Origin of the sequence: Curtobacterium sp. 458 (assembly GCF_030406605.1) — a bacterium.
Lineage (GTDB): Bacteria > Actinomycetota > Actinomycetes > Actinomycetales > Microbacteriaceae > Curtobacterium.
Map to the genome: position 1 here is coordinate 1,427,875 of NZ_CP129104.1, position 26,225 is coordinate 1,454,099.

Genomic DNA, 26,225 nt, shown 5'->3' on the forward strand with positions numbered 1-26,225 from the left:
CTTGTCGCTCCGGCCGGGGCAGAACGACACGTCGTGACCACTCGACGTGAGCCTGCGGGGTGTTGTGACCTCGGCACGGCGGGGCGACCGCGCGTCGGGCGGGAGCGCGCGGGTCAGGGGGCGGGGGCGGCCTCGGGGGCCGGGGGCACCCAGTCGCGGGGGAGCAGGGGGAGCCACACGCGGAAGGTCGCTCCGCCGCCCTCGGTGTCGAACACCTCGACCGACCCGTGGTGTGCCTGCACGATGCCCGACACGATCGCGAGCCCCAGCCCGGAGCCGCCGGTGTCGCGTGCCCGCGAGGTGTCCGCACGCCAGAACCGCTGGAAGATCTTGTCGCGGAGCTGCGGCGGGATGCCCTCACCGTGGTCGATGACGTCGATGTTCGCGAGCCCGCGCTCCTCGTCGACGCCGATGCCGATCTCGATGGGGTCGTCGGACGGCGTGAAGCGCATCGCGTTGCCCATCAGGTTCGTCACGACCTGCCGGATCTTGTTCTCCTCGGCGAGGACGATCGGCGGGCGCTTCGGCAGCACGACCGTGGGCAGCGGGGTGGTCTCGTCGGTCGGCGCGGCGTCGAGGCTCATCGCACGGTTGCGACGGGCACGGAGCCGGGCGATCGTCTGGCGCGAGAACGCGATCGGTCCCGTCGTGTTGGCGGAGGCGGACGTCGGCGACGCGGGGACCTCGCCGGTCTCGGACATCGCCGGGCGGACGGCCTGCGGGACGCTCTCGCCGGTGACGCTGTCCTCGACGAGCACCTGGATCTCGCGGTCGGGGTTGGACGCCATGGTGTCGAGCGCGGAGTCGCGGGCGATCGACACGAGGTCGACCGGGCCGAGCTCGAGCGGCTTCGACTCGTCGATGCGGGCGAGCTGGAGCAGGTCCTGCACGAGGAGCCCCATGCGCTGGGCTTCCTTCTCGATGCGCTCCATGGCCTGGGCGACGTCCTCTTCCTTGCGGAGGGCACCCATGCGGTACAGCTCGGCGTACCCGCGGAGTGAGACGAGCGGCGTCCGGAGTTCGTGGGAGGCGTCACCGACGAACCGGCGCATCTGGTCGATCGTGCGCTCCCGGTCCTCGAACGCGGTGTCGATGCGCTCGAGCATGGCGTTGAGGGAGCGGTTGAGGCGCCCGACCTCGGTGTTCGGGGTGTCCGCCTCGAGTCGCTGGTTGAAGTCCCCGGCGGCGAAGCGCGCAGCGGTGTCCTCGACGTCGCGCAAGGGGTCGAAGGTCGCCGTCACGAGGAGCCTGGTCAGCATGGCGCCGAGCAGCATCACCGAGATGCCGAAGAACAGGAAGATGACGGTGAAGCGGAGGATCGTCTGGTCGTTGTCGGCGCTCGAGACCGCGACGAGCACGTACCCGGTCTCGGTGGTGCCGTCAGACCGGTTCTGCAGCGCGGCGGGGATGACCTGCGCGCGCCACTCGTGGTCGTGTGCGCTGTCGTAGAGCGAGAACCGCTGCGTGCTCTGCGAGGCCTGCGCGAAGTCGAGCATCCGGATGTCGGGCCGGCTGCTGGTCTTCGTCTGGCAGATCTGGTCGCCGTCGGCGTTGTAGGCGGCGACGTAGGCACGCTGCGACAGCACGACCGACAGTTCGCAGTACTGCTTGCCGTCGCTGATGTTCTGGCCCTCGAGCTGCTCCGTCGTCTGCTTCACGGTGTCGTCGAGCTGGGTGAGCAGGTAGGTCGACAGCACGGTCATCGTGCCGAGCCCGGCGACGAGCAGGCCGAGCGCGACCAGGAGCACCGTGATCCCGGTGATCTTGGTGCGCAGGGAGATCCCGTCCCACCAGCGGCTCATTCGCGTGTGCATGCTGCCCCAACGATAGACAGCGACCGCCCGGTGAAACCGGACGGCCGCCGTGAAGACCTGCGTCTAGGAGGCCTTCGCCGCCTTGAGCATGTAGCCGAAGCCGCGCTTGGTCTGGATGACCGGCTCGGCCGAGTACTGGTCGAGCTTGCGGCGGAGGTACGAGATGTACGACTCCACGATGCCCGCGTCGCCGTTGAAGTCGTACTCCCACACGTGGTCGAGGATCTGCGCCTTGGAGAGCACCCGGTTCGGGTTGAGCATGAGGTAGCGGAGCAGCTTGAACTCGGTCGGGGAGAGCTCGATCTGCGCGTCGCCGATGGTGACCTCGTGGGTGTCCTGGTCCATCGTCAGTTCGCCGGCACGGATGATGGCGTCCTCTTCGTCGTTCATGGTGCGACGAAGGATGGCCTTGATGCGGGCGACGATCTCGTCGAGCGAGAACGGCTTGGTGACGTAGTCGTCGCCGCCGACGGTGAGGCCGGTGATCTTGTCCTCGGTGTCGTCCTTGGCGGTGAGGAACAGGATGGGCGACGTGTAGCCCGAGGACCGGAGGCGCTTGGTGACGCCGAAGCCGTTCATGTCGGGGAGCATGACGTCGAGGATGATGAGGTCCGGCTCTTCCTCGAGCACGGCGGAGATGGCCTGCGCGCCGTTGCCCACGGCACGCACGGCGAAACCGGCGAAGCGCAGGGAGGTCGTCAGCAGGTCGCGGATGTTCGGTTCGTCGTCGACGATCAGGATCTTGGGGCCATCGCTCATGCGCCCATCTTCTGACTGTTCCTTGTGGCTTTCCTGTGAGCGGTGCGTGCGTGAGCACGGGACGGCCTGGAGGCGCGGTGCGGGCTGGCACCGCGCCTCCAGGCCGCCCTTCGGGAACCCCCGCAAGGAGGCCGCTACGCGGCGGCCGCCACCTGGTCGGCGTCGAGGATGGTGTACGAGTAGCCCTGCTCGGCGAGGAACCGCTGCCGGTTCTGCGCGAAGTCCTGGTCGACGGTGTCCCGCGTGACGAGGGTGTAGAACGAGGCCGGCAGGCCGTCCTTGTTCGGGCGGAGGAGCCGTCCGAGGCGCTGCGCTTCTTCCTGCCGGGAGCCGAACGAGCCCGAGACCTGGATCGCCACGGTCGCGTCGGGCAGGTCGACCGAGAAGTTCGCGACCTTGGACACCACGAGCACGTCGATCGCGCCCGTGCGGAAGGCCTGGAAGAGTCGCTCACGCTCGTCGACGGGCGTCGCTCCCGTGATCTCGGCGGCGTCCAGCGACGCAGCGAGGTCGTCGAGCTGGTCGATGTACTGCCCGATGACGAGGATCTGCTCGCCCCGGTGCTTCTCGATGAGCTCTCGCACGACCGGGGTCTTCGCGGGCGTCGTCGCGGCGAGGCGGTAGCGCTCGTCGTCGCCGGACGCCGCGTACTCGAGCCGATCGCCGTGGGGCAGGTCGATGCGGACCTCGTAGCAGGACGCCGGCGAGATGTAGCCCTGCGCCTCGATCTCCTTCCACGGGGCGTCGTAGCGCTTCGGCCCGATGAGCGAGAACACGTCGCCCTCGCGCCCGTCCTCGCGCACGAGCGTCGCGGTCAGGCCGAGGCGGCGACGCGCCTGCAGGTCGGCCGTGAGCTTGAACACCGGCGCCGGCAGGAGGTGGACCTCGTCGTAGACGATGAGCCCCCAGTCGAGCGCGTCGAGGAGCGACAGGTGCGTGTACTCGCCCTTCCGCCGCGCGGTGAGGATCTGGTACGTCGCGATCGTGACCGGGCGGATCTCCTTCACGGAGCCGGAGTACTCGCCGATCTCGTCCTCGGTCAGGCTGGTCCGCCGCAGCAGCTCGTCACGCCACTGCCGCGCGGAGACGGTGTTCGTGACGAGGATGAGTGTGGTCGCCTTGACGGTCGCCATCGCTCCGGCACCGACGAGCGTCTTGCCGGCACCACAGGGGAGCACGACGACGCCCGAGCCCTGCGCGAAGAAGGTGTCGACGGCCTGCTCCTGGTACGGCCGGAGGTGCCAGTCGGCGGTCGCGAGGTCGATCGCGTGCGGCTGACCCGGCGTGTAGCCCGCGAGGTCCTCCGCCGGCCAGCCGAGCTTCACGAGCTCCTGCTTGACCTGTCCGCGGGCCCACGGCTGGAGCTCGATCTCCTCCGGGGAGCGCTGGTCGCCCAGGAGCGGCTTGATGCGCTTCGACCGGGTGACCTCGGCGAGGATCGTCGGGTCGGTTGCGGTGAGGAGCAGCATCGGCTGGCGCTCGAGTTCTTCGCCGGGGGAGTTCGCGATCGCGGGTGCGTCCGGCCGTTCCTCGCGCCGGATGACGAGCCGGCCGTAGCGGGACACCGTGTCGCGGACGTCGACCGTGACGCTCTGCGGGACGGGGAACTTCGCGAACCGCTCGAGCGTGTCGATCATCGCCTCGGCATCGTGCCCGGCGGCCCGGGCGTTCCACAGACCGAGCCGCGTGATGCGGTAGGTGTGCACGTGCTCCGGGGCACGTTCGAGCTCCGCGAACACCGCCAGTTCGTGGCGCGCGTCCTCGGCGTCGGGGTGTGCCACCTCGAGCAGCACCGTGCGGTCGCTCTGCACGATCAGCGGTCCGTTCATGACCGATCAGCCTAGGCGCTCCGCCTGCGCACGGGCCGGGGTGTGGATCAGGCGTCGCTCTCCACAGCCACGACGAGGGAGAGCGGGAGGGTCCGCTCGACGTCCACCGCCGTGTCCTTGCCGCGGACGCGACCGGCCGCGACCGAGGTCGGGACGATCGAGAACGGTCGCTCCGAGCCGTCCGGCATGCGCACCGTGAGCCGGATCGGCGTGCGTCCGCGCACGGCGAGGTCGATCTGCCGGCCGAGCCACTCCTGCTCCGGCTCGCCCTCCGCCCGCTCAGTCGTCAACCGGAGGCGCTCCACGAGTGCACGGGCGGCCTCCTGCGGGTCGCGTCCCGCTGCGCGGCGGACGGGAGGCGCGGCCTCCACGGTCGCCTGGGCTGCGGTCGTCAGCACGGCCGGGTACCGCGCGTCGCGCAGCGCGGTGTGCACGACCTGCGCCGGGTAGCGGGTGGTCAGCGTGGTGAGGTCCGGCCGCTCCCACGACACCTGCCGGAGCTCGGCGTCCACGCCGATCAGGTCGAGCTGGTCGGCCGTGCCCCGGACGACCGAGCCGACGCCGCCCGGACCGAGGTCGACCACGATGCTGCCGTCGCGCTCGGCGACCTGGTCGACGAGGTAGGCGAGCGGTTGGGGCACGCCCGACACCGAGAGCCGTTCGAACCGCCCGAGCACCGCGTCGCGGTCGAGTCCGGACCGGAAGGCCCGGGCGAGCGACTCCTCCGACACGCGGTACCGCGCTGCGAGGCCCGGGGCCTCGAGCGTCGCGACGGCACGGAGTTCGGCGTCGTCCGCCGGGGCGAGCGGCCCGGGCGCGATGACGGTGAGGTCGTGCTGGAGGTACACGCCCGGCACGGTGTCGGGGAGGTCCGCGGCGGCACGGTCGGCCGCGTCCGTGGCGCCGGCGAGCAGGGCGGCACCCGTGGTGGTGAGGGCGCCGTCGACCACGAGGCCGAGCGCACTCCCCGTGCCCGCGACCGTCAGGAGTTCGGCGTCGAGCCACCGTGCACCGGCCGGGTACGCCCAGCGCCCCGTCGCGACGAGGTCGTGCCAGTCGGCGCCCGCGAGGTCGAGCACCTCGCGCACGGCGGGGTCGAGCGCGTCCCGCCAAGCGCCCGTGAGGGTGGTCCACCGCTCGGCCCACGGCGCGAGGAGCCATGCGTCACCATCGTCCGAGACGTTCCACGTGCCGCGCTCGAGCGACGCCAGGCCGGTCCGGCGCAGCAGGCTGAGGCGGTCGGGGACGACCTCGGGGTCGGTGCCCAGCCGGTCGCCGAGCGTCCGGGCGAGTGGGGTGCCGATGCCGCCCTTCACGAGCTCGCGCACCTCGCCGGCGTCGACGGCCCGGAGCAGCTCGGCGAGCACGGTCATGGTGCCGAACGCGTGCTCGGCGCCCGTCGCCCGGGCCGTGTCGTCGTCGACGGGGGCGGCGTGGCGGGCTGGTGCCGGGCCTCCCGGCTGGTCCACCGCGACCGCCAGGTCCGGGTGGGCGGCCAGGCGGGCGGACACCGCGTCGTCGACGCCGCCGTCCGTGTCGGCGAGGCCGAGCGCGACCGCAGGCGCCAGCGAGTCCGTGGCGCCGCCGTCGCGGAGGGCGAGGAGTGCCGCCCGCGGCAGGTGCTCGATCGCGGCGTCGACCGCGTCGTCCGTGCGGAGCGCCTCGGCCAGGTCGAAGAAGTCCGCGATGTGCTGCGGCCCGCTCTCGGCGAGCGACGCGGCGGGCAGCCGGCGGGCGACGACGAGGCGCTCAAGGGCGTCGTCGGGCATCGCCCGGAGTCGGGCGGCGAGGTCGGCGGTGGTCGTCATCGTCCGTCCGCTCGATGCCGGGTCCGGGTCCTCAGTGAGACGTCCGGTTCTCGCGGGCCCGGCGTGTCCAGACGACGCCGAGGAGCACGAACAGGAGCAGCATGCCGATCGGGAGTCCGACGAGCGGGATCGCCATGACGACCGGCCACGGCATCGACCCTCCGGCAGCAGGAGCCGTCAGCCACATCACGATCACCGCGACGAGGCACAGGAAGGCGGCGATGAAGATCCCGCCGACCATGAACCCGAGCACGCGTTCGGTACGATTGAACGTCACCGAGGACTCCGCTGCGTCGCGGGGGGTCCCGGTGGATCGGGTCGGCTTGGCCATCGACCCAGGATATCCGACGCACCACGGCCGTTCCACGACCACGAGGAGTCCACGCATGCCCACCGGCAAGGTCAAGTTCTACGACGACCAGAAGGGGTTCGGGTTCATCACCGGCGACGACGGCGACCAGGTGTTCCTGCACGCCTCCTCGCTGCCGGACGGCGTCACCACGGTGAAGGCCGGTTCGCGACTCGAGTACGGCGTGGTCCAGGGCAAGAAGGGGTCGCAGGCGCTCAGCGTGCGGTTCCTCGACCCGCAGCCGTCGCTGTCGAAGATGTCCCGTCGCTCGGCCGACGACATGGCCGTGATCGTCGAGGACCTCGTGAAGGAGCTCGACCGCATCAGCGGCGACCTCCGCCACGGCCGTTACCCGAAGAACGGGGAGCGCCTCGCCGCGATCCTCCGCCACGTCGCCGACCAGTTGGACGCCTGATGCCCACGCACGAGTACGAGCGCCTCGCGCGCACCGCCCTGCTCGAGGTCACGCCGGACTCGACCGTCGGCGCCTTCGTCGACGCCGTGGACGAGGGCGACGACGTCGTCTCGCTCCGCTTCGCCAACCGGATGCCGGGGTACCCCGGCTGGCGGTGGACGGTGTCGGTCGCGAAGATCGGCGACGACGAGCCGACCGTGCTCGAGGTCGAGCTCATGCCCGGCGACGGCTCGCTCGTCGCGCCCGAGTGGGTGCCCTGGTCCGAGCGACTCGCGGAGTACCGCGCCGCGCAGGAGGGCGAGGACGGCCACGGGGACGACGACGAGTCCGACGAGGACGACGACGAGTCGGACGACGACGAGGACGCCGACTACGACGACCCGGACGACGACGAGGCCGACGACGATGAATCGGACGACGACGACGACGACGACTTCGACACCGACGAGGACGACCTGAGCGAGTCGGACGACGACGACCTCGACGGCGTGGACGTCGACGAGCTCGACGACGCGGCGGACTCCGACGACGACGAGTCGGACGAGGACGACACCGAGCCGGAGCCGGTCGCGCCGCCGCGCGCACGCCGGCGACGCGCGCAGCGCGTCCGCCCCGTCGACCCGGACGACGACCTCGAGGTCGACCGTCTCGACGTGAGCGAGGTCGACCCGGACCACCACCGGTCCTGACGCGACGCGCGTCGTCCGCGACGCGACCGGCAACGAACGGGAGGCGCGGTGCCAGCTGGCACCGCGCCTCCAGTGTGTCGTCAGCGCGTCAGCGCGACAGCTCGCCCACCACGTACTCGATCGCCTTGGTGAGCTGCGCGACGTCCGCCGGCTCGATCGCCGTGAAGGTCGCGATCCGGAGCTGGTTGCGGCCGAGCTTCCGGTACGGCTCGGTGTCGACGATGCCGTTCGCGCGGAGCGTCGCGGCCACGGCCTTGGCGTCGATCGCGTCGTCGAGGTCGATCGTCGCGACCACCTGCGACCGGTGCGACGGCTCCGCCACGAACGGCGTCGCGAAGTCGACCGACGCTGCCCAGTCGTAGATCGTCCCGGAGGACTGCTTCGTGCGGGCGTCGGCCCACGCGATGCCGCCCGACTCGTTGATCCAGCGGACCTGGTCGTCGAGGAGGAGCAGGGTCGCGAGTGCCGGGGTGTTCAGCGTCTGGTCGAGCCGCGAGTTGTCGACCGCGTTCTTCAGGGACAGGAACTCCGGGACGTAGCGGCCCGAGGCGGCGATGCGCTCAACCCGCTCGATCGCGGCGGGGGAGAACAGCGCGAGCCACAGCCCGCCGTCGGACGCGAAGTTCTTCTGGGGCGCGAAGTAGTAGACGTCGGTCGCGGCCACGTCGAAGGCGGCACCGCCGGCAGCGCTCGTGGCGTCCACCACGGTGAGCGCGCCGTCGTCACCCTGCGCGCGGACCACCGGGGCCATGACGCCGGTCGAGGTCTCGTTGTGCGGGTAGGCGTAGACGTCGACGCCCTCGACCGGTTCGAGGGCGGCGAGCGAACCGCCCGGGGCCTCGATGACGTGCGGCGCCTCGAGCCACGGTGCGGCGACGGCCTTGGCGAACTTCGAGCCGAACTCGCCGAAGGACAGGTTCTCGGCGCGGCGCTCGACGAGCCCGAAGGCGGCGGCGTCCCAGAACGCGGTCGAACCGCCGTTGCCGAGCACGACCTCGTAGCCGTCCGGCACCTGGAACAGGTCGGCGATGCCCTGTCGGACGCTGCCGACGAGGTCCTTCACGGGCTTCTGCCGGTGGGAGGTGCCGAGGATCGTCGCCCCGCGCGTCACGAGGGACTCGAGCTGCGCGCCACGGATCTTGGACGGGCCACAGCCGAAGCGTCCGTCGGTCGGGAGGAGGTCGGACGGGATGACGATGTCTGCCATGGAGCGATCCTACCGGCGCGGTATCCCAGGGCATTCCTTGACCCTTGCAAGTGTTGGTCCTTCAGTGTCACCACGAACAAGTAGGGTGGCGGGACCTGAGACCAGAGAGGCGGACCGTGACCGATCTCGTCGACACCACGGAGATGTACCTGCGCACGATCCTCGACCTCGAGGAAGAAGCGATCATCCCGCTGCGCGCCCGCATCTCGGAGCGCCTCGGTCACTCGGGTCCCACGGTCTCGCAGACCATCGCCCGCATGGAACGTGACGGCCTCGTCGTCGTGTCCGGCGACCGCCACCTCGAGCTCACGACCGAGGGGCGTTCCCGAGCGACCCACGTCATGCGCAAGCACCGTCTCGCCGAGCGGCTGCTCTCCGACGTCATCGGGCTCGACTGGGCGTTCGTCCACGACGAGGCCTGCCGCTGGGAGCACGTGATGAGCGAGCAGGTCGAGGTCCGGCTGCTCGAGATGCTCGGCAACCCGACGGAGTCGCCGTACGGCAACCCGATCCCGGGGCTGGCCGAGATCGGCGGGCCGGACGCCGGCGGCTTCCTCGACGGCGTGCAGAACATCGTCACCGCGACCGAGGGCACCGACGCCGTCGCGACGGGCACGATCCGCCGCCTGGGTGAGCCGGTGCAGTTCGAACCCGAGCTCCTCCACCAGCTGCGGACCGCCGGGGTCATGCCCGGTCGGGTCGCGAGCGTGCAGCGCGCGGGCGCCTACGTCGCGGTGCGGGTCGACGGCGAGGACTCGGGCATCGAGCTCCCGAGCGAGGTCGCACAGCACGTGTACATCGAACGCGGCGACGCCTGACGTCCGCTCGCCTTTACCGTTCTGTTACAAAGTCCCCGTTTCATCTCGACAAGGTAACGACGGCCACGTACACTCGTGCGAGTCCCCGGGCCGACACCGAACCCGGGAACCCGTGGCAGGACGTCTCGAACCCGTCTCCTGCCTCGATCGGAAACGATGACGAACGGATGGGGTTCCACGGCCCAGGTCAGGCGAGTCCCCAGCTCGTCGCGATGCCCCGGGCCGTGGTGACGAGGCGCCGGAGATCCCACCCTTGACGCTGAACGGTTCCGCCGCGGACGACCAGACCGCGAACCCGACGAACACCGCCGACGCCCCCACGGCCCTCCCCACCCGACGCACCGCGCGCGCTGCCGCCCCGCAGCCCGTGAAGACCGCACCGCTCGCCGGTGGGCGCCGTGCCGCACAGGCCGCCCAGCGCGCCGAGCAGGCGAAGGCCAGCTCGTCCGCCCGCAAGCGCCGGTTCCTCGCGCCCCTCGTCCTGACCGTCGCCGCCGGCATGTTCGGCACGATGGCGGTCCCGGCAGCGTTCGCGTCGACCCAGCAGCCCTCGGACGCCGCTGCCGCCGCCCAGCGCCAGCTCCGCACGACCGGCGAGCAGAACTTCTCCGTGTCCGACGCGGTCGCCCTCGCCGGCACCAGCCGCGACGGCTACGGTGCGACGGCCCAGTCGACGCTCGACGCCGAGGCCGCGCAGCAGGCCGAGGCGAAGGCCGCGGCAGCTGCCGCGAAGCAGGCCGCCGCGACCGAGAAGGCCCGCGCGGCGACCGCCACGCAGTACGCCTCGTACTCGGGCCCGAGCGCCGCCGACTACGTCGCGACCTCGACGGCCGCGAACACCCCGTTCTCACTGCCCGCCGTCGTCGCGACCGCGAAGCAGTACATCGGCACGCCGTACGTGTTCGGCGGCGCGGATCCGTCCGGGTTCGACTGCTCGGGCTACGTGATGTTCGTGTACGCGCAGTACGGCATCAACCTCGCGCACTCCGTGCCCCTGCAGGACCAGGCCGGCACCACGATCCCGGAGTCCGAGGCACAGCCCGGCGACGTCGTCATCTTCAACAACGAGGCGCACGACGGCTTCTACATGGGCAACGGCATGATCATGGACGCGCCGAAGCCCGGCGGCTCCGTGTCGATCCGTCCGATCTGGACCAGCGACTACCACATCGTCCGCTTCGGGATCTGACCCGGAGCCCTCCCTCCGGTCGACGCGGACGCGTCGAACCCGTGAACATCGCCGGAACCGGCCCGCACACCCTCGTGCCGGGCCGGTTTCCGACGTATCCTGACGCTGCACCGGCCCTTCGGCTGCGAGCAGGGAGACCTCATGTCAGCGTTCCGCACGACCCGCACCATGGGTCGGCGCGCGCACGTCGACATATGGTCGACCACCGCCTGCGTGCACGAGCACGCCCCGTCATGACGAGAGCACTGCCCATCCGGGTGGTGCTCTTCGTGGTTCCGGGGCCGTGCGCGCGAGCGACGGTCACCTGCGCGACGCCCTGGTCCGGCGCACCCGCACCGCCTGGAAGCCGTCCAGGCACGTCGGAAGGGAAACCATGCGCACTCTCGTCCTCAACGCCGGTTACGAGCCCCTCGCGGTGATCTCGTTCCGACGGGCCCTCGTGCTGGTCATGAACCAGAAGGCCGCCATCGTCGCCGCCGACCTCGACCACCCGGTGACCGGGTCGACGTCGACGTACGACCGTCCGTCCGTCATCATCCTCACCCGGTACGTGCGCATCCCGCACTCCAGACTCGTGCCCGTCTCCCGCCGCGGCGTCCTCCGTCGCGACGGCAACCGCTGCGCCTACTGCGACCGGCACGCCACCACGATCGACCACGTCCAGCCGAAGTCCCGCGGCGGGCAGGACTCGTGGGAGAACCTCGTCGCCTGCTGCCTGGCGTGCAACAACACCAAGGGTGACCGCACTCCGCAGGAGATGGGGTGGCGGCTGCGCTTCCGCCCGAGGGCGCCCCACGGCGCCTCGTGGGTCGTGCGCGGGATCGAGCGTCCGCAGGCGGACTGGGACGAGTACCTGGTCGCCGCGTAGCGGCGCTGCTGTCGCAGCCAGGAGCGGACGGGAGGCGCGGTGCCCGCTGGCACCGCGCCTCCCGTCCGTCACCTGGTCGCGCCCGCTAGAGTGGTCCAGCCAGCCTCTGTAGCTCAATGGAAGAGCAGTTCCGTCCTAAGGAAACGGTTGGGGGTTCGAGTCCCTCCAGGGGCACCAAGCACCAAGCACCGAGCACCAGCGCCGTCAGGCAGCGGCCCGCTCGTCCTCGGGGCGGCGGCGCATCGCCGGGGAGCCGACCTCGGGCCCGCGGTACACCATGTCCATCGCGCCGATGCTCTCGGCCGGCGGGACGATCGCGTCGATCCGGTCGAGGACCTCGTCGGAGAGCACCACGTCCACCCCGGCCAGGGTGTCCTCGAGCTGCTCCATCGTGCGGGGCCCGGCGATCGCCGACGTCACGCCCGGGTGCGCGATCGTGAACGCCATCGCGAGGTGCGTGAGCCGGATCCCGGTCTCGTCGGCGAGCGCGATGAGCTGCTCGATCGCGGCGAGTCGTCGTTCGTCGCGGAAGTGCCGCATGCCGGTGCTCGCCCGGAACTCGTCGTTCGACTGCCCGGCACGGTACCGCCCGGTCAGTGAGCCGCCCGCGAGGGGGCTGTAGACGAGCGTCCCCATACCGTACCGCTGCGCGACGGGCAGGACCTCGCGCTCGATCTCCCGGTCGAGGATCGAGTAGTTCGGCTGCTCGGTGCGGAACCGCTCGAACCCGCGGCGCTCGGACACCCACTGCGCCTCGACGATCTCCGAGCCGCGCATCGACGAGCTGCCGATCGCGCGGACCTTGCCCTGCCGGACGAGGTCGGTGAGCGCCGAGAGGGTCTCGTCGATGTCCGTGTCGGGGTCCGGGCGGTGCAGCTGGTAGAGGTCGATGTGGTCGGTGCGCAGGTTCCGGAGCGACCGCTCGACCGCCTCGACGATCCACCGCCGAGACGCTCCACGGTGGTTCACGTCGTCGTCGACCGGACCGTGGAACTTCGTGGCGAGGACGACCTGGTCGCGTCGTCCGGCCAGCGCTTCGCCGACGACCTCCTCCGAGTCGCCGTAGCGGTCCGCCGTGTCGATGAAGTTGATGCCGGCGTCGAGCGCCCGGTGGATGATCCGGATGCCCTCGGTGCGGTCGGGGTTGCCGAACTGGCCGAGCATCATCGCGCCGAGCGCGTAGGGCGTCACCTTGATGCCGGTGCGTCCGAGGGTGCGGTACTGCATGGCGGTCTCCTGTAGTCTCGTATCCGGAACAACGTTCCGCTGATGTCGATCACCATACGGAACATTGTTCCGCTTACGCAAGGGGTGAGTTGTGCCTTCCGCCGAACCGCGTCGCCTGCGCGCCGACGCCCGCCAGAACGTCGACGCGATCCTGCAGGCAGCCCGGACGGTGTTCGCCCGGTCCGGGGTCGACGCCCCCGTGCGCGAGGTCGCTACCGAGGCCGGCGTGGGTGTCGGCACGCTCTACCGGCACTTCCCGCAGCGCGCGGACCTCGTCGCCGCCGTCTTCACGTCGGAGATCGACGACACCGCCGCCGAGGCCGACCGTCTGCGGGCCGAGTACCCGCCGGGGGAGGCCCTCGACCGCTGGGTCACCCGGTTCACCCGGTTCGTCGCGACGAAGCAGGGCCTGTCCGCGGCACTGCACTCGGGCGACCCGGCGTTCGACGCGCTGCCGGGGTACTTCGTGGACCGGCTCGGGCACGTCGTGCGCGAGCTCCTCGACGCGGCGATCGCCACGGGGGAGGTCCGCACCGACGTCGACGCCGTGGAGCTCCTGCAGGCGATCGGCGACCTCAGCCACCGGGCACCCGCAGCCGACGGCTCGCCGAACCCGATGGTGCGTGTCCTGCTCGACGGGCTGCGCGTCCGCGGCGACTGAGGGAGTGCGCAGCAACCGCGGCCGCGTGCGCCGGTCGCCCTAGTCTGGCGCGATGGGGAACAACGGACGCCGCAGCGGGGGCGCGATCGGACTGCTCGTGCTGGGCGGGTACCTTGTGCTGCGCTTCGGCCTGCTCGCGTACCGGGAGCACCAGGAGGGCATGTCCACCGAGGACATCGTCCTGAGCCTCCTCGGGATCGCGGCGCTGGCCTTCGTGATCGTCGAGGTGATCAACCTCGCCTACCACGCGCACACCCGGCGCCGTGAACGCGCCCTCGCCGCCCGCCACCCCGGTGCCCGCCTGGTCCCGGTGCGGGTCAGCCGCGACCTCGGCAAGCAGATCGACTGGGCGGCGGGTGCCCTCGGCCTGCCCCGGGAGTCGGTACCCCGGCGCGGGTACGGCACCCTCGTCGCGGACGGCAACGGCATCGGCCTCTACTCGGGTGGCTCGACCCCGACGCTCCTCGTCGGCATCCCCCGCGCCGCGGTCGTCTCGGTGGCGAGCGGCGACGCGAAGGCCGTCGGTCGCTACGCCTTCGGACGGGTCGACGCGATCCGGGTCCTCGCGGGTGACCCGAAAGCACCGGTGTGGATCGACGTGCCGGCGTACCGCGTGGTGTTCGGGTTCCCGAAGCACCTGCGCGGCGAGGAACTCGACCAGCGCGTCCGCGAGGTGGCCTCTGCGGTCGGCGTCTCGGTCGCGACCCTCCCGCCGCTGCGCTGAGCGCAGCTGCACGACGGCGGAGCGCCCCGCGCCCCGAGTGGGGACCACCGTCGCAACGGCGGAGCGCCCCGCGCCTGAATCGGGGACCACCGGACGGGAGGCCCGTGGCGGCGCCGCCACGGGCCTCCCGTCCGATGGTCCGGCTGACTAGCCGCTCAGGCGGCCGACTCGACGAGCGCCGCCTCCGCGCGTTCCGGCGACCCCTCGGCGAGGCCTCGGGCGATCCGCGCCCGCGACACCGCCCACAGCACGAGCGCCGCGGCGAACACGAGGACCTCGGTCACGGTGAGCGCCCAGATGATCCCGGCGAGCCCGAACCACAGGTTCCCGACGAACACGATCGGGATGAACAGCACGCCCTGCGCCAGGGAGAGCGTCATGGCGGGGACGACCATCCCGGTCGCCTGGAACAGCGACGTCAGCAGGCCGGTGAACCCGTTGACGATCGTCGCGACCAGCTGCGCCGTGAGGATCGTCACGCCGATCGCGAGCACGGCGTGGTCACCCGAGAAGACCGTGAAGACCTGCTCGCGGAACACGAACACGGTGCCGGAGAACACGAGCACGATCGCTCCCACCGTCATGGCCGCCGCGCGGAGGGCCGAGCGCAGTCGGGCCGCATCGCCCTTGCCGAACGCGTACGCGAGGAGCGGGAGCACGCCGATCGTGACCCCCATGACGAGGAACTCCGGGACCTGGGCGATGCGGACCGCGACGCCCATGGCGGCGAGCGGGTCGTCGCCGTAGGCGCTCGCGAGGTTGTTCAGGACGAGCGTCGTGACGATGAGGAACGCGGCCTGCAGCAGTTCGCCCGCGCCGACGCCGAGGACCGGCCGCACCACGTCGCCGCGCAGCGTGATCCACCGCGGAGCGAAGCTGACGTTCGCGCTGTGCCGCTGCAGCCAGACCACCCAGTACCCGATCGCGACCAGGTTGCCGAGACCGACCGCGAGTGCCGCGCCGGCCACGCCCCAGTGCAGCACGAGGATGAAGAGCACGTCGAACACCAGGTTGCCGAGGGTCGACAGCACGAGCCCGACCATCGCCTGCCGCGCGGCGCCCTCGGAGCGGACGATCTGCTCGAGCGCGAAGGACGCGGCGAGGACCGGCACGAACGCAAGCATCACGGCGACGTAGGCGCTCGTCGCGGGGACGGCTCGGGCGTCGGCACCGAGCAGGGCGACGAGTGGGTGCAGCAGCAGGAGTCCGACGCCGCCGAGCACGGCTCCGGTCACCACGGCGCCCCAGAGCGAGAACGCCGCGACGTGCTTGATGTCCTGCGCTCGGTCCGGCTCGTGCTCGGAGGCGCCGAGCATCCGGGACATCAGCGCGCTGCCGCCGACGCCGAACACGCCACCGACGGCCATGACCAGGCCGAGGAGCGGGGTGCCGAAGGTGATCGCGGCGAGCAGCGAGGTGTCGTGCTGCGAGCCGATGAAGCCCGCGTTGATGACGTTGTAGACGGCGCTGACGACCATCGCGGCAGCCATCGGCACGCAGAGGTGCACGAGGGCGCGGGCGATGGGGGCCGCGGACAGGTACCAGCGGTTCCGGTCGGCGACGCGGTCGCCGTGGTCGAGGGTGGTGGTGCTCATGGCTGCCTCCTTCTGGGCAGGGCGGAGCGCGCGCCGACGGTCGTCGGCACGGCGTGCGGAGTCGCGGCGACCGTGGTCGTGGCGCGACGGGGAGAGCGGCCGGCGGACGCCGTCGCTGTGGTGCGTGCCCTCCGGCCGGGAGGCGCGTGGTGCGTTACCGGGTGGGCTCCGGGAGGGCTGCGGTCACCTTGCGCAGGAGGTCGTGCAGGGTGGCGCGTTCGCCGAGGGTCAGCGGTGCGAGGATCTCGTCGTCGAGGGCGTACATGGCGTCCTCGAACCCGGCGATGAGGGCGGTTCCCGCCTCGGTGGCGTGGACCCGTTTGGTGCGGGCGTTGTCGGCGTCCGGACGACGCTCGACGAGCCCGCGCCGTTCGAGCCCCTGCAGGAGGCTCGAGACGCTGGCGGCGCTCGTCCGGGTGACCTCGGCGAGTTCACGCTGGATCGCGCCGGGCGAACGCTGCAGGTACCCGAGCACGAAGGACTGCTCCTGCGTGAGGTCGCGGTCGCGGACCCACTCCTCGGCGGCCTTGCGCTGCGCCCACCCGATCCAGCGCATGAGCTGGAGCGGCGTGTCGAACTGCGGTGCCTGCTGCGTCATGTTCAGAACTCTAACTGTTTGACTTCTAACTGTCAACGGTTGCTCGGACTCCCCCGAACGGGGGTATCGCCAGAGTGTGGGCGCTTCCTTGTAGGTTGTTCAGGGAGCGCGGGTCAACCACCCGCGTGCAGTCCTCAGCACGACGGCGATGCCGTGCACACCCGAGGGGGATCAGGGATGGACCGGAACGACTCCGCGACCGCACGACGCGTGCAGTCCTGCGTGAGCGCCGGCGTCCCACCCTTCATCCACGGGGGTGACGCGATCCGCTGAAGCCCGTCCGCGCGCAGCTCGACGCGCACACGTGACTCCGGGACCGCCCCACCAGCGGTCTCGTCGGATCCCCGGACCAACCACCCCGGGGATGGATCAGCGGCGGAGGGATCCGCCGGAGGAAGAGGCACAATGCCATCCACAGCAACACGCTTCGCGCTGCGCGCGGGCGCCACGGCCACCGTGGCCGCGGTCATCATCGGCGGTGCGGCGCTCCCCGCGAACGCGGCCGCCACCGACGTCACCCAGGCCGAGGGCCGCCTGCTCGCGGGCAGCGGCACCGTCGACCTCGACACGATCGCGGCACTCGCCGGGTCGTACGGCGCGACCGCTCCCGGCGGCGCCGCCGACGGCGGGTCGAACCCGCTCGACCTCACCGTCCTCGACAGCCTCGGTGTGCAGGTCCCCGGCGGCATCCAGCTCCTCGGGGCCAACGGCCTCGTGGACGTCGGGGTCGCGGGTCAGTACTCCTCGACCTCCACCACCGGGGCAGTCGCCGCGGCCGGGGCGGTCACGGGCGACGGCGCGATCCAGGTCGGCGCTCCCGGCAGCGACGGCGCGAGCATCGACCTGCAGCCGCTGCTCGCCGGACTCGACCTCGACGGGGTCATCAGCGACGCATCGGTCGACCTCGGGGCGCTCTCCGCGCGGGCCGAGGCGACCCGCACCTTCGAGGGTGCCGACGTCAGCACCGACTACCAGGTGGCCAGCGCGGACGTGTCCGTCGTGAGCCCGGCGGTCGCCGCGCTCGTCGGGCAGCTGAACACGACGCTCGGCACCACGAGCACGACCCTCAACACGGCGCTCGGCGCGGGCGGGGTCACGACGGCGCTGACCGGCGCGGTCACGGACGACCTCACCGACGTCCTGAACACCGTCCCGGGCATCGCGGTCGGTGACACCACGGCCACCGTGACCGCGGACGTCGACCTCGCGGCCGCCGTCTCGTCGATCACCGCGTCCCCGCTCACCTCGGGCGCCGTCACGATCGACCTGTCGACCGGCACGGTCTCGATCGACCTCGACGACCTCTACACGCTCAACGACCTCGCGCCGAACACGCGACTGCTCGCGAGCGACACGATCAACGCGCAGATCGAGGAGGCGATCGCCGACATCCTGACGAACCAGGTGCCGGCGCTGCTGACCGACGCGCTCCAGGACGCGCTCGACGTCGCCACCGTGAACGTGGACGTCAGCACGGACGCCACGGTCCTCGTCGCGGACGCCGGCCTCGACATCTCCGTCGACACGACCCTCGGCCAGCTCCTCGGCACCTCGACGACCGACCCCGAGGTCACCCTCACCGGAACCGGGGCACTCGCGCTCCTCGACGACCTCGGTCTCACGGCCGGTCTCGAGGCAGTCGTCGACACGGCGCTCCTGCCCGCGCTGACCACCGCGGTCGGCGGCATCGTGACCGAGGACTTCGTGTCCGACACCGTCGACACGCTCGTCGACACGCTCGAGGACGTGGTCACGGCCCTCGACCCGGTGCTCGACGCACTCAACGAGTTGGTGTCGATCACGATCAACTCGCAGACCGCCCCGGCGTTCAGCGACCCGGACGGTGACGCCACCGGCGCCACCACGGTCCGTGCCGTCCGCATCGAACTGCTCCCCGCGGTCGACGCGGCGACGGTCGACATCGCGACCGCGACCGTGCAGGCCGACGCCTTCGCCGGCATCGCCATCACCGACCCGGAGGACGGCACCGAGACCACCGTGCCGACCGAGGACGACACCACGGACGTGCCGGTCAGCGGCACCGCGGAGCCGGGCTCGGACGTCGACGTGACGCTCGACGGTGACGAGGACGGCACGCAGTCCACGGTCACCGACGAGGACGGCACCTGGACCGTGACGTTCCCGGACGTCGCCGTCGGTGACCACGAGGCCGTCGCGGTCGAGACCATCGGCACGCTCGTGAGCGACCCCGACTCGGTGACCTTCGTCGTGGCTGCGGCGCCGGTCGACCCGACCGACCCGACCGACCCGACCGAGCCGGGCACCCCCGGCACGCCGGGCGGTCCGGGCGGTGACGGGCCCGGCGCAGGCGTCGGCCCGGGTGCCGGCGGTGGTGGCGGCTCGCTCGCCTACACCGGCGCCGAGCTCCTGCCGATCATGCTGATCGCCGGCCTGCTCCTCGCCGCCGGTGGCGGCACGCTCCTCGCTCGTCGCCTCCGCCGCACGGCGTAGACGACGCGTGACCCGCGCGGGTGCCGGTCAGGGTAGCCGGCACCCGCGCACTCCCGGGAGGTGGCGCGTTCGGGTCGCGGCCTCCCACGCCGGTGCGGTGGTGATCGGGTCACCACCGCACCGGCGTCACCATCGGCGGGCACCCTCCCTGCCGCACGACGCCGTCCCACCGATGAGGAGCACCGTGCACGACCACGACACCCACCCGCTCGACCGCCACGTGGGGCCGCCCCACGTCGAACGCTTCCGGCTGACCCACGCGCCGTCCGAGACCCTGTCGGTCGTCTGCACGTGCGCGATCGGTGCCGACCACGACAACACCATCCGCCCCGACCGGGCGACACCTGTCCGCTGAGGCCCGCACGGGGGGATACTGGCTCCGTGCGTGAACTCCAAGCCCAGATCGCGGCGGACCTCGACGTCCAGCCGACCATCGACCCGCAGCAGGAGATCGACCGTCGGGTCGGGTTCCTGCGCGACTACCTGCTGACCACCGGCGCGAAGGGGTACCTCCTCGCGATCAGCGGCGGACAGGACTCCACCCTCGCCGGCAAGCTCTCGCAGCTCGCCGTCGAGTCCCTCCGGTCCGAGGGCCACGACGTCAGCTTCACCACAGTGCGCATGCCGTACCGTGTGCAGGCCGACGAAGAGGACGCGCAGCTCGCCCTGCGGTTCATCGGCGCCGAGCCCGGCATCACGGTCAACATCGAGCACGGTGTCGACGGGGTCGTCCAGGACACCCTTGCCTCCGGCGTCGAGCTGAGCGACTTCGTCAAGGGCAACGTGAAGGCCCGGATGCGCATGGTCGCCCAGTACGCCGTCGCCGGGCAGCGCGGGCTCCTCGTCGTGGGGACCGACCACGCGGCCGAGGCCGTGACCGGGTTCTTCACGAAGTACGGCGACGGCGGTGTGGACCTCACCCCGCTGACCGGCCTGACGAAGAGCCAGGGTCGCCAGCTCCTCGAGTTCCTCGGAGCCCCCGCCCGCCTGTACGAGAAGGCACCGACCGCGGACCTGCTCGACGACCTGCCCGGACAGACCGACGAGGCGAACCTCGGGCTCACCTACGCGGAGATCGACGCGTACCTGCAGGGGCACGACGTGCCGGACGAGGTCGCGGAGGCGATCGAGTCGCGCTACCGCGCGACCGCGCACAAGCGCGCCGTCCCGGCGACCCCCTTCGACGACTGGTGGCGCGCGACCGTCGACGCGCGGTAGTCGCCACCACCCGACGGACGGGAGGCGCGGTGCGGGCTCGCACCGCGCCTCCCGTCCGTCGGCGCGGCCCGGTAGGCTGGAGCGAACAGAACAACACATGCGGAATCCCGGTTCGGCGCCCGCCGGACGGCGGCTTCCGTGAGGGGGAGACATGGAAGTCCTGTTCGCACTCGGCGCCGTTCCGCTGGTCATCGTGGGCGTGATCGTCCTCGCGGTGATCGTGCTCGTCTACGCCAAGCTCGTCTACCGCAACGCCGGTGCGGACGAGGCGCTCATCATCACCGGCAAGCGGTCGCGCAAGGTGAAGAACGCCGACGGCACCGAGACCGTCGAGTCCGGCATCAAGGTCGTCCTCGGCGCCGGCGTGCTCGTCCGCCCGTTCTTCGAGCGGGTCGCGAAGCTGTCGCTGAGCTCGCGGGCGATCGACATCAACGTCAACGCGCAGGACTCCCGCGGCGTCACGATCGACGTCGAGGCGGTGGCGCTCGTCAAGGTGGGCGAGGCGGACGCCTCCATCCGTGCCGCGGCGCAGCGTTTCCTCGGTCAGGAGAAGAAGATCGACGACTTCGCGCGCGAGGTCCTGTCGGGTTCGCTCCGCGCCTCGATCGGCGCGACCGACGTCTCGACGATCATCCGCAACCGCGACCAGCTGACGGTCGCGGTCCTCGACGTCGCGAAGGACGCCCTGCACAGCCAGGGCCTCGACGTCGACTCGTTCGAGATCAAGGGCATCTCGGACCGCAACGAGTACATCAGCGACCTCGGTCGTGCCGAGCGCGCCCGTGTCCGGCTCGAGGCCGAGAACGCCGAGGCGCAGGCCGACCGCGAAGCCCGTGAGGCCCGTGCCCGCGCGGACCAGGCGATCGCCGAGGCCGAGAACGCCCTCGCGATCCGCCGAGCCGCGCTCCAGCTCGACTCCGACCGGGCCTCGGCCGAGGCCGCTGCGGCGGGACCGCTCGCTCACGCCCGCGCCGCGCAGGGCGTCGTGGAGCAGGAGCAGCTGACGGCGCAGAAGCGAGCCGAGCTCCGTCGCGCCGAGCTCGAGTCCGAGGTCACCGCCGTGGCCGAGGCGAACGCCCGCAAGACCCGGCTCGAGGCCGAAGCCGCCGCCGGTGCCCAGGTCGAGACGGCCCGTGCACAGGCCGAGGCCCGTCGCATCTCCGCCGAGGCCGTCGCCGCGGAGGCTCAGGCGGAGTCCGAGGCCCGCAAGCTCGCCGCCGACGCCTCGCGCGCCGAGGGCGAGGCAGCGGCCGACGCGATCCGGGCCAAGGGCCAGGCCGAGGCCGACGCGACCAAGGCGCAGGCCGACGCGCTCGCGCAGCACTCCGAGGCGGTGCTGCGCGTCAAGGCGATCGAGACGCTCCCGAGCATCGCGCGCGAGCTCGCAGCGCCGATGGGCAACATCGACAAGCTGACGGTGGTGTCGTCGGACGGCGCCGGCTCGCTCTCGAAGAGCGTCGTGAGCCAGTTCAGCGAGGTCGACGCACTCCTCGGGACGACCGCCGGCTTCACGCTGAGCGACATCGTGAAGAGCACGACGACGGGTCAGGCCGCAGCGCGCGCGGTGGCACGCGAGCAGGAGACCGCGGCCGCCGACGCCGAGTAAGGGCCGACGACGGGCGCGGCGGGGTCAGTCCTCGCCGCGACCGTCCTCGCGGCGCCCGTCATCGTCGGAGCGGTCGTGCTGTCGGCCGGCGTCCTCGCGCTCCTGCGACAGCCGCTGCTGCCACACGACGCTGCGCGCGGCACCCCCGAGGACGTCGTCGACGCTCCGGTCCGTCTGCGCGGCCAGTGCGCCGCTCAGCCCGGCGGTCAGGGTGCCGCCCGCCGAGGCGAGGCGTTCGACGACCTCCTCCTGCCGGTCGGTCAGGGGTTCGTCGACCAGGTCGTCGACGGTGTCGCGGATGTTCTGCTCGCTCGCGTCGAGTGATGCGTCGTCTCCCGCGTGCAGTGCGGCGGCCTCGCCGACGACGACGAGCCCGAGGCGCGCGGCGTCGTCCTCGGGACGGTGGTGTGCGTGCTCTTCGGTCATGGCGTGGACGGTACGCTCCGCGTTCCGCCGACCCTGGACGCGGGCGCCCCCCTCGGGTCAGCGCGGGGTCACGGCCCGGCGGCGGAGCACCCAGCGTGCCGCGGCCGTGCCCTCGCTCCGCTGGAAGTCGCGGATCGTCGGCATCGCGGGTGGTGCCGGCTGCGCCGCCTTCTCGAGGAACAGCCCTGCGAGCGCCGCGAGCACGGCGTCGACCGTCGACCCGTCCAGCCCGGCGAAGACCGGGTGTTCGGCGAGGTGCTGGTCGACGTCGTCGTCCTCACCGCGGACCAGGGTGTCGAGGAGGTAGGTGAGCGGGTCGAGCCAGTGCGCCCCGACGGACGCCCAGGGCCAGTCGACGACCCACACCAGGCCGTCCGCGTCCACCAGCAGGTTGTCGGCCCGGCAGTCGGCGTGCACGAGGTGGTCACCGTCGACGAGCCGGTCGGCACCGCGCGCCGTCGCCGCGAGGAGGTCCGCCACGGCGGCGACGTCCTCCGGGACCTCCGGGGCCAGCCCGGTGACGAGCATCCGGTCCCATGCGGCGAACTCGTCGCGGAGGTCGTCGGCGATGCGGGGGAGGCCCGTCAGCGTCCCGGAGGCGAGCGGCAGCGTGTCGAGGGCGTCGAGGACGGCGGCCGTGTCAGCACCGCGGCCGTCGCCACCCGGGTGTCGGCCGTCGACGTCGTCGAGCACGAGCGCGACCCAGTCGTCGCCGTCGTGCACCTCGTCGAACGCGGCGATCAACCGTGGTGCCTGCACCTCGGGTGGGATCGCCGCCATCACCCGCGCCTCGCGGCGGTGCATGTCGGCGCTGTCGCCGTTGCGGGACCGGGCGACGCTCTTCACGAAGGCGCGGTGGCCGTCAGCCGTGACGACGCGGTCAGCGCTCCCGGGCGACCACCCCGAGGGTTGCGACACCGCCTGGACGACCGGACTGCCGAGGGCCGCCTCGATCCGTGCCCGCAGCGTCGTCGGTACTCCGGTCCAGCTCGTCCGCCCCATCCGGCCACGCTACCTGAGAAGCCGTTCACGAAAAGTGCAGGATGGCAAACATGCATTGCCAGCAACGATGCCTCTGATGTAAAGTTGCGCGGTCTGCAAGTTTGAGAGTTGGGAACCAGATGTCCACTGCCACCGCACCGGTCGAGGTGCAGCGCGGGCGATCGTCGGCTCCGGCGGCCACGCCGGCGGAGCCGATCATGTCGCACCGGCAGATCCTCCTCGTCATCTACGGCCTGATGGCCGGCATGTTCCTGTCGTCGCTCGACCAGACGATCGTCGGGACGGCGATCCGCACGATCGGTGACGACCTGCACGGCCTCGACCAGCAGGCCTGGGTCACGACCGCCTACCTCATCGCGTCGACGATCACGACGCCGATCTACGGCAAGCTCTCCGACGTGTTCGGCCGCCGGCCGCTCTACATCTTCGGCATCGCGGTGTTCATCCTCGGGTCGCTGCTCTCGACTCTCTCGACGTCGATGATCATGCTCGCGGCCTTCCGGGCGTTCCAGGGCATCGGTGCGGGTGCGCTGATGTCGCTGCCCCTCGCGATCATGGGTGACATCCTCGCTCCGCGTGAGCGCGCGAAGTACCAGGGCTACTTCCTCGCGGTGTTCGGCATCTCGAGCGTCATCGGACCGCTCATCGGCGGGCTGTTCTCGGGCGCGAACGAGATCCTCTGGATCACCGGCTGGCGCTGGGTCTTCCTCGTGAACGTCCCGATCGGCATCGGCGCGCTCATCATGGTGATCGCGTTCCTGCACCTCCCGAAGTTCGGCGACGCCAAGGCGAAGCCGCGTATCGACTGGTGGGGCGCCACCTCGGTCATCGTGACGCTCGTGCCGCTGCTGCTCGTCGCCGAACAGGGCCGCACGTGGGGCTGGGGCTCCGCGGCCGCCATCGCCTGCTACGTGATCGGTGCGCTCGGGCTCGTGGCGTTCCTGGTGATCGAGTCGCTCATGAAGGACGACGCGATCATCCCGCTCAAGCTCTTCCGCTCCGGTGTCTTCTCGATGGCGACCGGCCTCGGTTTCCTCGTCGGGTTCGCGATGTTCGGGGCGATGCTCACCATCCCGCTGTACCTGCAGATCGTGACCGGCCTCACCCCGACCGAGTCCGGCTTCGCCACGCTCCCGATGATCGGCGGGCTCATGATCGCCTCGATCGCCTCCGGCCAGATCGTCGCGAAGACCGGCCGCTACCGGATCTTCCCCGTCATCGGTACCGCGCTCGTCTCGGTCGGGTACGTCGTGCTGACCTTCATGACGATCGACAAGCCGCTCTGGTTCCTCATGATCGGCATGTTCCTCATCGGGCTCGGTCTCGGCCAGCTCATGCAGAGCATCACCCTGGCGTCGCAGAACTCGGTGCAGCCGCGGGACATGGGCGTGGCGACCTCCTCGGCGACGTTCTTCCGCCAGATCGGTGGCACGCTCGGCACCGCGGTCCTGCTCTCCGTGCTGTTCTCGATCATGCCGACGAACATCCTGCACGCCACGGCGGACCGGTCGAACCTGTCCTCCGCGCTCGACACAGCCCTGAACCCGACGGTCGCCTCGGCGAAGGCGAACCAGGGCGTGATGGACCAGATCTGGAACCCGATCGTCGAGCCGCTCCAGGAGAACGTGCAGCAGCAGCTCGACTCCGCATCGACCCAGGCGAAGAGCGCAGCCGACGCCGCGGTCACGAAGCAGGTGACGGCGGCCGTGCAGCAGCAGGTCGCGGCCGGAGCTGTGCCCGCAGCGGCGGCGCAGACCGTGATCGACCAGCAGGTCGCCGCGGCCACCCCGGCCGCCGAGCAGCAGGCCCTCGCCGCGGTCGCGGACAAGGCACACGCCAGCGTCCAGGACGGCACCGTCTCCGTCGACTGGGCGGACGCCTCGCAGCGCTCGTACTGGGTCGACCAGGTCACCCCGAAGCTGTCGAGCACCATCGAGGACCAGGCGTCGTCGAGCGGCTCGAGCAGCAGTTCCGAGACGAGCGACACGTCGTACCTCAACGGTGCGGACCCGGCACTCACCCGTCCGTTCATGACCGGGTTCAACGCCTCGGCCGTGACCGTGTACTGGGTCGGGTTCGCCGTGATCCTGCTCGCGTTCGTGCTGAGCTGGTTCTTCAAGGCGCCGCCGCTCCGGAAGAGCTCGGCGCTCCAGGAACAGGCCGACTCCGCCGGCACCGCTGACGACCTGGAGGTCCAGGCGGTCCGTGCAGCCGACACCATGGGTTCGCCCACGGCACCGACCACCGGGTCGATCAGTGTCCAGCGCGACCGTACGGACGCCTGACCCGACCGGAGCCGTCCGCACGACCGCGGACGGCTCCGGAGCGGACGCCGGCGCGTGCGGCCTGCGCGAGCGGAAGAAGCAGCAGACCCGCGCCGCCATCCACGGTGCCGCGCTCGAGCTCGTGACCCAACACGGGCTGGCAGGGGTCACCGTCGAGGAGATCTGTGCGGCCGCGGGCGTCTCGAGCCGCACGTTCTTCAACTACTTCCCGTCGAAGGGCGACGCCGCACTCGGACTCGGCCCGTCGACGGTCCCGGAGGACGCCCGCGCGGCGTTCCTCGCGGGGACGGGCCCGCTCGTCGCGGACTGCTGCGACCTCGTCGCGCGGACGGTCACCCTGCCGCAGGACCGCCGCCGGATGAAGCAGCTCGTCCAGGCCCGGCCGGAGATGGTCCCGACGATGCTCCAGTGGATGTCGGAGACCCGCGCCCGGGTCGCCGAGGTCGCCGCCGAACGGGCCGGTGCGGACACCGCGCGGACGGCCGTCACGCTCGTCATGGCTGCGGTGATCGAGGCGACGCACCGGTACGTAGTGTCGTCGCGAGCGGAGCTCGCGACGCGGCTCCGTGACGTGGTGGCCGAGATGGGGCGGCTCGCTGCCTCGGATTGACGGCCGGGGAACAGACGGGAGGCACGGTGCGCGTCCGACGCGCACCGTGCCTCCCG

At 71.5% G+C, this 26,225-nt stretch carries 24 protein-coding genes and 1 tRNA gene; 14 read left to right on the forward strand and 11 right to left on the reverse strand.

Going from position 1 to position 26,225, the window contains the following annotated elements; genetic code table 11:
- Positions 1 to 113: 113 nt before the first annotated feature.
- The 5 genes from QPJ90_RS07125 to QPJ90_RS07145 all read right to left on the reverse strand — a co-directional run bounded on the left by QPJ90_RS07125 (position 114) and on the right by QPJ90_RS07145 (position 6,541).
- Positions 114 to 1,814 carry a HAMP domain-containing sensor histidine kinase gene (locus QPJ90_RS07125; RefSeq protein WP_290133735.1) on the reverse strand — a complete coding sequence of 567 codons (1,701 nt, stop codon included), beginning with the start codon at positions 1,812 to 1,814 and terminating at the stop codon, positions 114 to 116.
- Between the two features lie 63 nt (positions 1,815 to 1,877).
- Positions 1,878 to 2,573, reverse strand: a complete 696-nt coding sequence (locus QPJ90_RS07130; RefSeq protein WP_022903465.1) for a response regulator transcription factor — start codon at positions 2,571 to 2,573, stop codon at positions 1,878 to 1,880.
- Between the two features lie 134 nt (positions 2,574 to 2,707).
- A complete protein-coding gene (locus tag QPJ90_RS07135; protein ID WP_290133736.1) occupies positions 2,708 to 4,402 on the reverse strand; it encodes a DNA repair helicase XPB in 1,695 nt (564 codons plus the stop codon).
- A gap of 47 nt (positions 4,403 to 4,449) precedes the next feature.
- On the reverse strand, positions 4,450 to 6,210 hold the full coding sequence (locus QPJ90_RS07140) for a helicase-associated domain-containing protein (RefSeq protein WP_290133737.1): 1,761 nt from the start codon (positions 6,208 to 6,210) through the stop codon (positions 4,450 to 4,452).
- A 31-nt stretch (positions 6,211 to 6,241) separates the two neighbouring features.
- A complete protein-coding gene (locus QPJ90_RS07145) occupies positions 6,242 to 6,541 on the reverse strand; it encodes a hypothetical protein (RefSeq protein WP_290133738.1) in 300 nt (99 codons plus the stop codon).
- 55 nt (positions 6,542 to 6,596) lie between these two features.
- Here QPJ90_RS07145 and QPJ90_RS07150 point away from each other — a divergent pair, with 55 nt between their 5' ends.
- Both QPJ90_RS07150 and QPJ90_RS07155 read left to right on the forward strand, forming a co-directional pair.
- The gene (locus QPJ90_RS07150; RefSeq protein ID WP_290133739.1) at positions 6,597 to 6,974 is read left to right on the forward strand and encodes a cold shock domain-containing protein; all 378 of its coding nucleotides are present in this window, start codon (positions 6,597 to 6,599) and stop codon (positions 6,972 to 6,974) included.
- Complete coding sequence (locus tag QPJ90_RS07155) at positions 6,974 to 7,663, forward strand: DUF3027 domain-containing protein (protein ID WP_290133740.1); 690 nt, start codon at positions 6,974 to 6,976, stop codon at positions 7,661 to 7,663. The genes QPJ90_RS07150 and QPJ90_RS07155 overlap by 1 nt, the downstream gene beginning before the upstream one ends.
- Positions 7,664 to 7,751: 88 nt before the next feature.
- On the opposite strand, the gene serC is transcribed toward QPJ90_RS07155, so the two are convergent.
- Positions 7,752 to 8,870 carry a phosphoserine transaminase gene (gene serC, locus QPJ90_RS07160; protein ID WP_290133741.1) on the reverse strand — a complete coding sequence of 373 codons (1,119 nt, stop codon included), beginning with the start codon at positions 8,868 to 8,870 and terminating at the stop codon, positions 7,752 to 7,754.
- Positions 8,871 to 8,986: 116 nt separating this feature from the next.
- On the opposite strand from serC, the gene QPJ90_RS07165 reads away from it, so the two are divergent.
- The 4 genes from QPJ90_RS07165 (at position 8,987) to QPJ90_RS07180 (ending at position 11,922) form a co-directional block, all read left to right on the forward strand.
- Entirely contained in the window at positions 8,987 to 9,688 is a 702-nt protein-coding gene (locus QPJ90_RS07165; RefSeq protein ID WP_290133742.1) for a metal-dependent transcriptional regulator, read from the forward strand.
- A 253-nt stretch (positions 9,689 to 9,941) separates the two neighbouring features.
- The gene (locus QPJ90_RS07170) at positions 9,942 to 10,877 is read left to right on the forward strand and encodes a C40 family peptidase (RefSeq protein WP_290133743.1); all 936 of its coding nucleotides are present in this window, start codon (positions 9,942 to 9,944) and stop codon (positions 10,875 to 10,877) included.
- A 373-nt stretch (positions 10,878 to 11,250) separates the two neighbouring features.
- The gene (locus QPJ90_RS07175) at positions 11,251 to 11,745 is read left to right on the forward strand and encodes an HNH endonuclease (protein WP_290133744.1); all 495 of its coding nucleotides are present in this window, start codon (positions 11,251 to 11,253) and stop codon (positions 11,743 to 11,745) included.
- 102 nt (positions 11,746 to 11,847) lie between these two features.
- Positions 11,848 to 11,922: transfer RNA gene (locus QPJ90_RS07180), tRNA-Arg, on the forward strand.
- 27 nt (positions 11,923 to 11,949) lie between these two features.
- On the opposite strand, the gene QPJ90_RS07185 is transcribed toward QPJ90_RS07180, so the two are convergent.
- A complete protein-coding gene (locus QPJ90_RS07185) occupies positions 11,950 to 12,972 on the reverse strand; it encodes an aldo/keto reductase (RefSeq protein WP_290133745.1) in 1,023 nt (340 codons plus the stop codon).
- A 91-nt stretch (positions 12,973 to 13,063) separates the two neighbouring features.
- Here QPJ90_RS07185 and QPJ90_RS07190 point away from each other — a divergent pair, with 91 nt between their 5' ends.
- Both QPJ90_RS07190 and QPJ90_RS07195 read left to right on the forward strand, forming a co-directional pair.
- Positions 13,064 to 13,633, forward strand: a complete 570-nt coding sequence (locus QPJ90_RS07190) for a TetR/AcrR family transcriptional regulator (RefSeq protein ID WP_290133746.1) — start codon at positions 13,064 to 13,066, stop codon at positions 13,631 to 13,633.
- Positions 13,634 to 13,685: 52 nt separating this feature from the next.
- Positions 13,686 to 14,357: a hypothetical protein gene (locus tag QPJ90_RS07195; RefSeq protein ID WP_290133747.1), complete on the forward strand. Its 672-nt coding sequence runs from the start codon at positions 13,686 to 13,688 to the stop codon at positions 14,355 to 14,357.
- A gap of 155 nt (positions 14,358 to 14,512) precedes the next feature.
- Here the strand turns inward: QPJ90_RS07195 and QPJ90_RS07200 are convergent, their stop codons facing one another.
- Together QPJ90_RS07200 and QPJ90_RS07205 are read right to left on the reverse strand one after the other, a co-directional pair.
- On the reverse strand, positions 14,513 to 15,952 hold the full coding sequence (locus tag QPJ90_RS07200; RefSeq protein ID WP_290133748.1) for an MATE family efflux transporter: 1,440 nt from the start codon (positions 15,950 to 15,952) through the stop codon (positions 14,513 to 14,515).
- Between the two features lie 154 nt (positions 15,953 to 16,106).
- Positions 16,107 to 16,550, reverse strand: coding sequence for a MarR family transcriptional regulator (locus QPJ90_RS07205; protein ID WP_290133749.1), 444 nt, complete (start codon positions 16,548 to 16,550; stop codon positions 16,107 to 16,109).
- A 405-nt stretch (positions 16,551 to 16,955) separates the two neighbouring features.
- On the opposite strand from QPJ90_RS07205, the gene QPJ90_RS07210 reads away from it, so the two are divergent.
- The 4 genes from QPJ90_RS07210 (at position 16,956) to QPJ90_RS07225 (ending at position 21,846) form a co-directional block, all read left to right on the forward strand.
- Positions 16,956 to 19,022 carry a choice-of-anchor G family protein gene (locus QPJ90_RS07210; RefSeq protein ID WP_290133750.1) on the forward strand — a complete coding sequence of 689 codons (2,067 nt, stop codon included), beginning with the start codon at positions 16,956 to 16,958 and terminating at the stop codon, positions 19,020 to 19,022.
- A gap of 184 nt (positions 19,023 to 19,206) precedes the next feature.
- Positions 19,207 to 19,377: a hypothetical protein gene (locus QPJ90_RS07215; protein ID WP_290133751.1), complete on the forward strand. Its 171-nt coding sequence runs from the start codon at positions 19,207 to 19,209 to the stop codon at positions 19,375 to 19,377.
- 26 nt (positions 19,378 to 19,403) lie between these two features.
- Positions 19,404 to 20,240, forward strand: coding sequence for an ammonia-dependent NAD(+) synthetase (nadE, locus tag QPJ90_RS07220; RefSeq protein WP_290133752.1), 837 nt, complete (start codon positions 19,404 to 19,406; stop codon positions 20,238 to 20,240).
- Between the two features lie 151 nt (positions 20,241 to 20,391).
- On the forward strand, positions 20,392 to 21,846 hold the full coding sequence (locus QPJ90_RS07225; protein WP_290133753.1) for a flotillin family protein: 1,455 nt from the start codon (positions 20,392 to 20,394) through the stop codon (positions 21,844 to 21,846).
- 24 nt (positions 21,847 to 21,870) lie between these two features.
- Here QPJ90_RS07225 and QPJ90_RS07230 read toward each other — a convergent pair whose 3' ends face one another.
- Both QPJ90_RS07230 and QPJ90_RS07235 read right to left on the reverse strand, forming a co-directional pair.
- Entirely contained in the window at positions 21,871 to 22,272 is a 402-nt protein-coding gene (locus QPJ90_RS07230; RefSeq protein WP_290133754.1) for a hypothetical protein, read from the reverse strand.
- A gap of 57 nt (positions 22,273 to 22,329) precedes the next feature.
- Positions 22,330 to 23,274, reverse strand: a complete 945-nt coding sequence (locus QPJ90_RS07235; protein WP_290133755.1) for a phosphotransferase — start codon at positions 23,272 to 23,274, stop codon at positions 22,330 to 22,332.
- 119 nt (positions 23,275 to 23,393) lie between these two features.
- Between QPJ90_RS07235 and QPJ90_RS07240 the strand changes: the two genes are divergently transcribed.
- Together QPJ90_RS07240 and QPJ90_RS07245 are read left to right on the forward strand one after the other, a co-directional pair.
- Positions 23,394 to 25,559 (forward strand): MDR family MFS transporter, encoded by a 2,166-nt coding sequence (locus QPJ90_RS07240; RefSeq protein ID WP_290133756.1) that lies wholly within the window; start codon positions 23,394 to 23,396, stop codon positions 25,557 to 25,559.
- Positions 25,531 to 26,169, forward strand: a complete 639-nt coding sequence (locus tag QPJ90_RS07245) for a TetR family transcriptional regulator (RefSeq protein WP_290133757.1) — start codon at positions 25,531 to 25,533, stop codon at positions 26,167 to 26,169. Before QPJ90_RS07240 ends, QPJ90_RS07245 begins: the two co-directional genes overlap by 29 nt.
- Positions 26,170 to 26,225 lie beyond the last annotated feature (56 nt).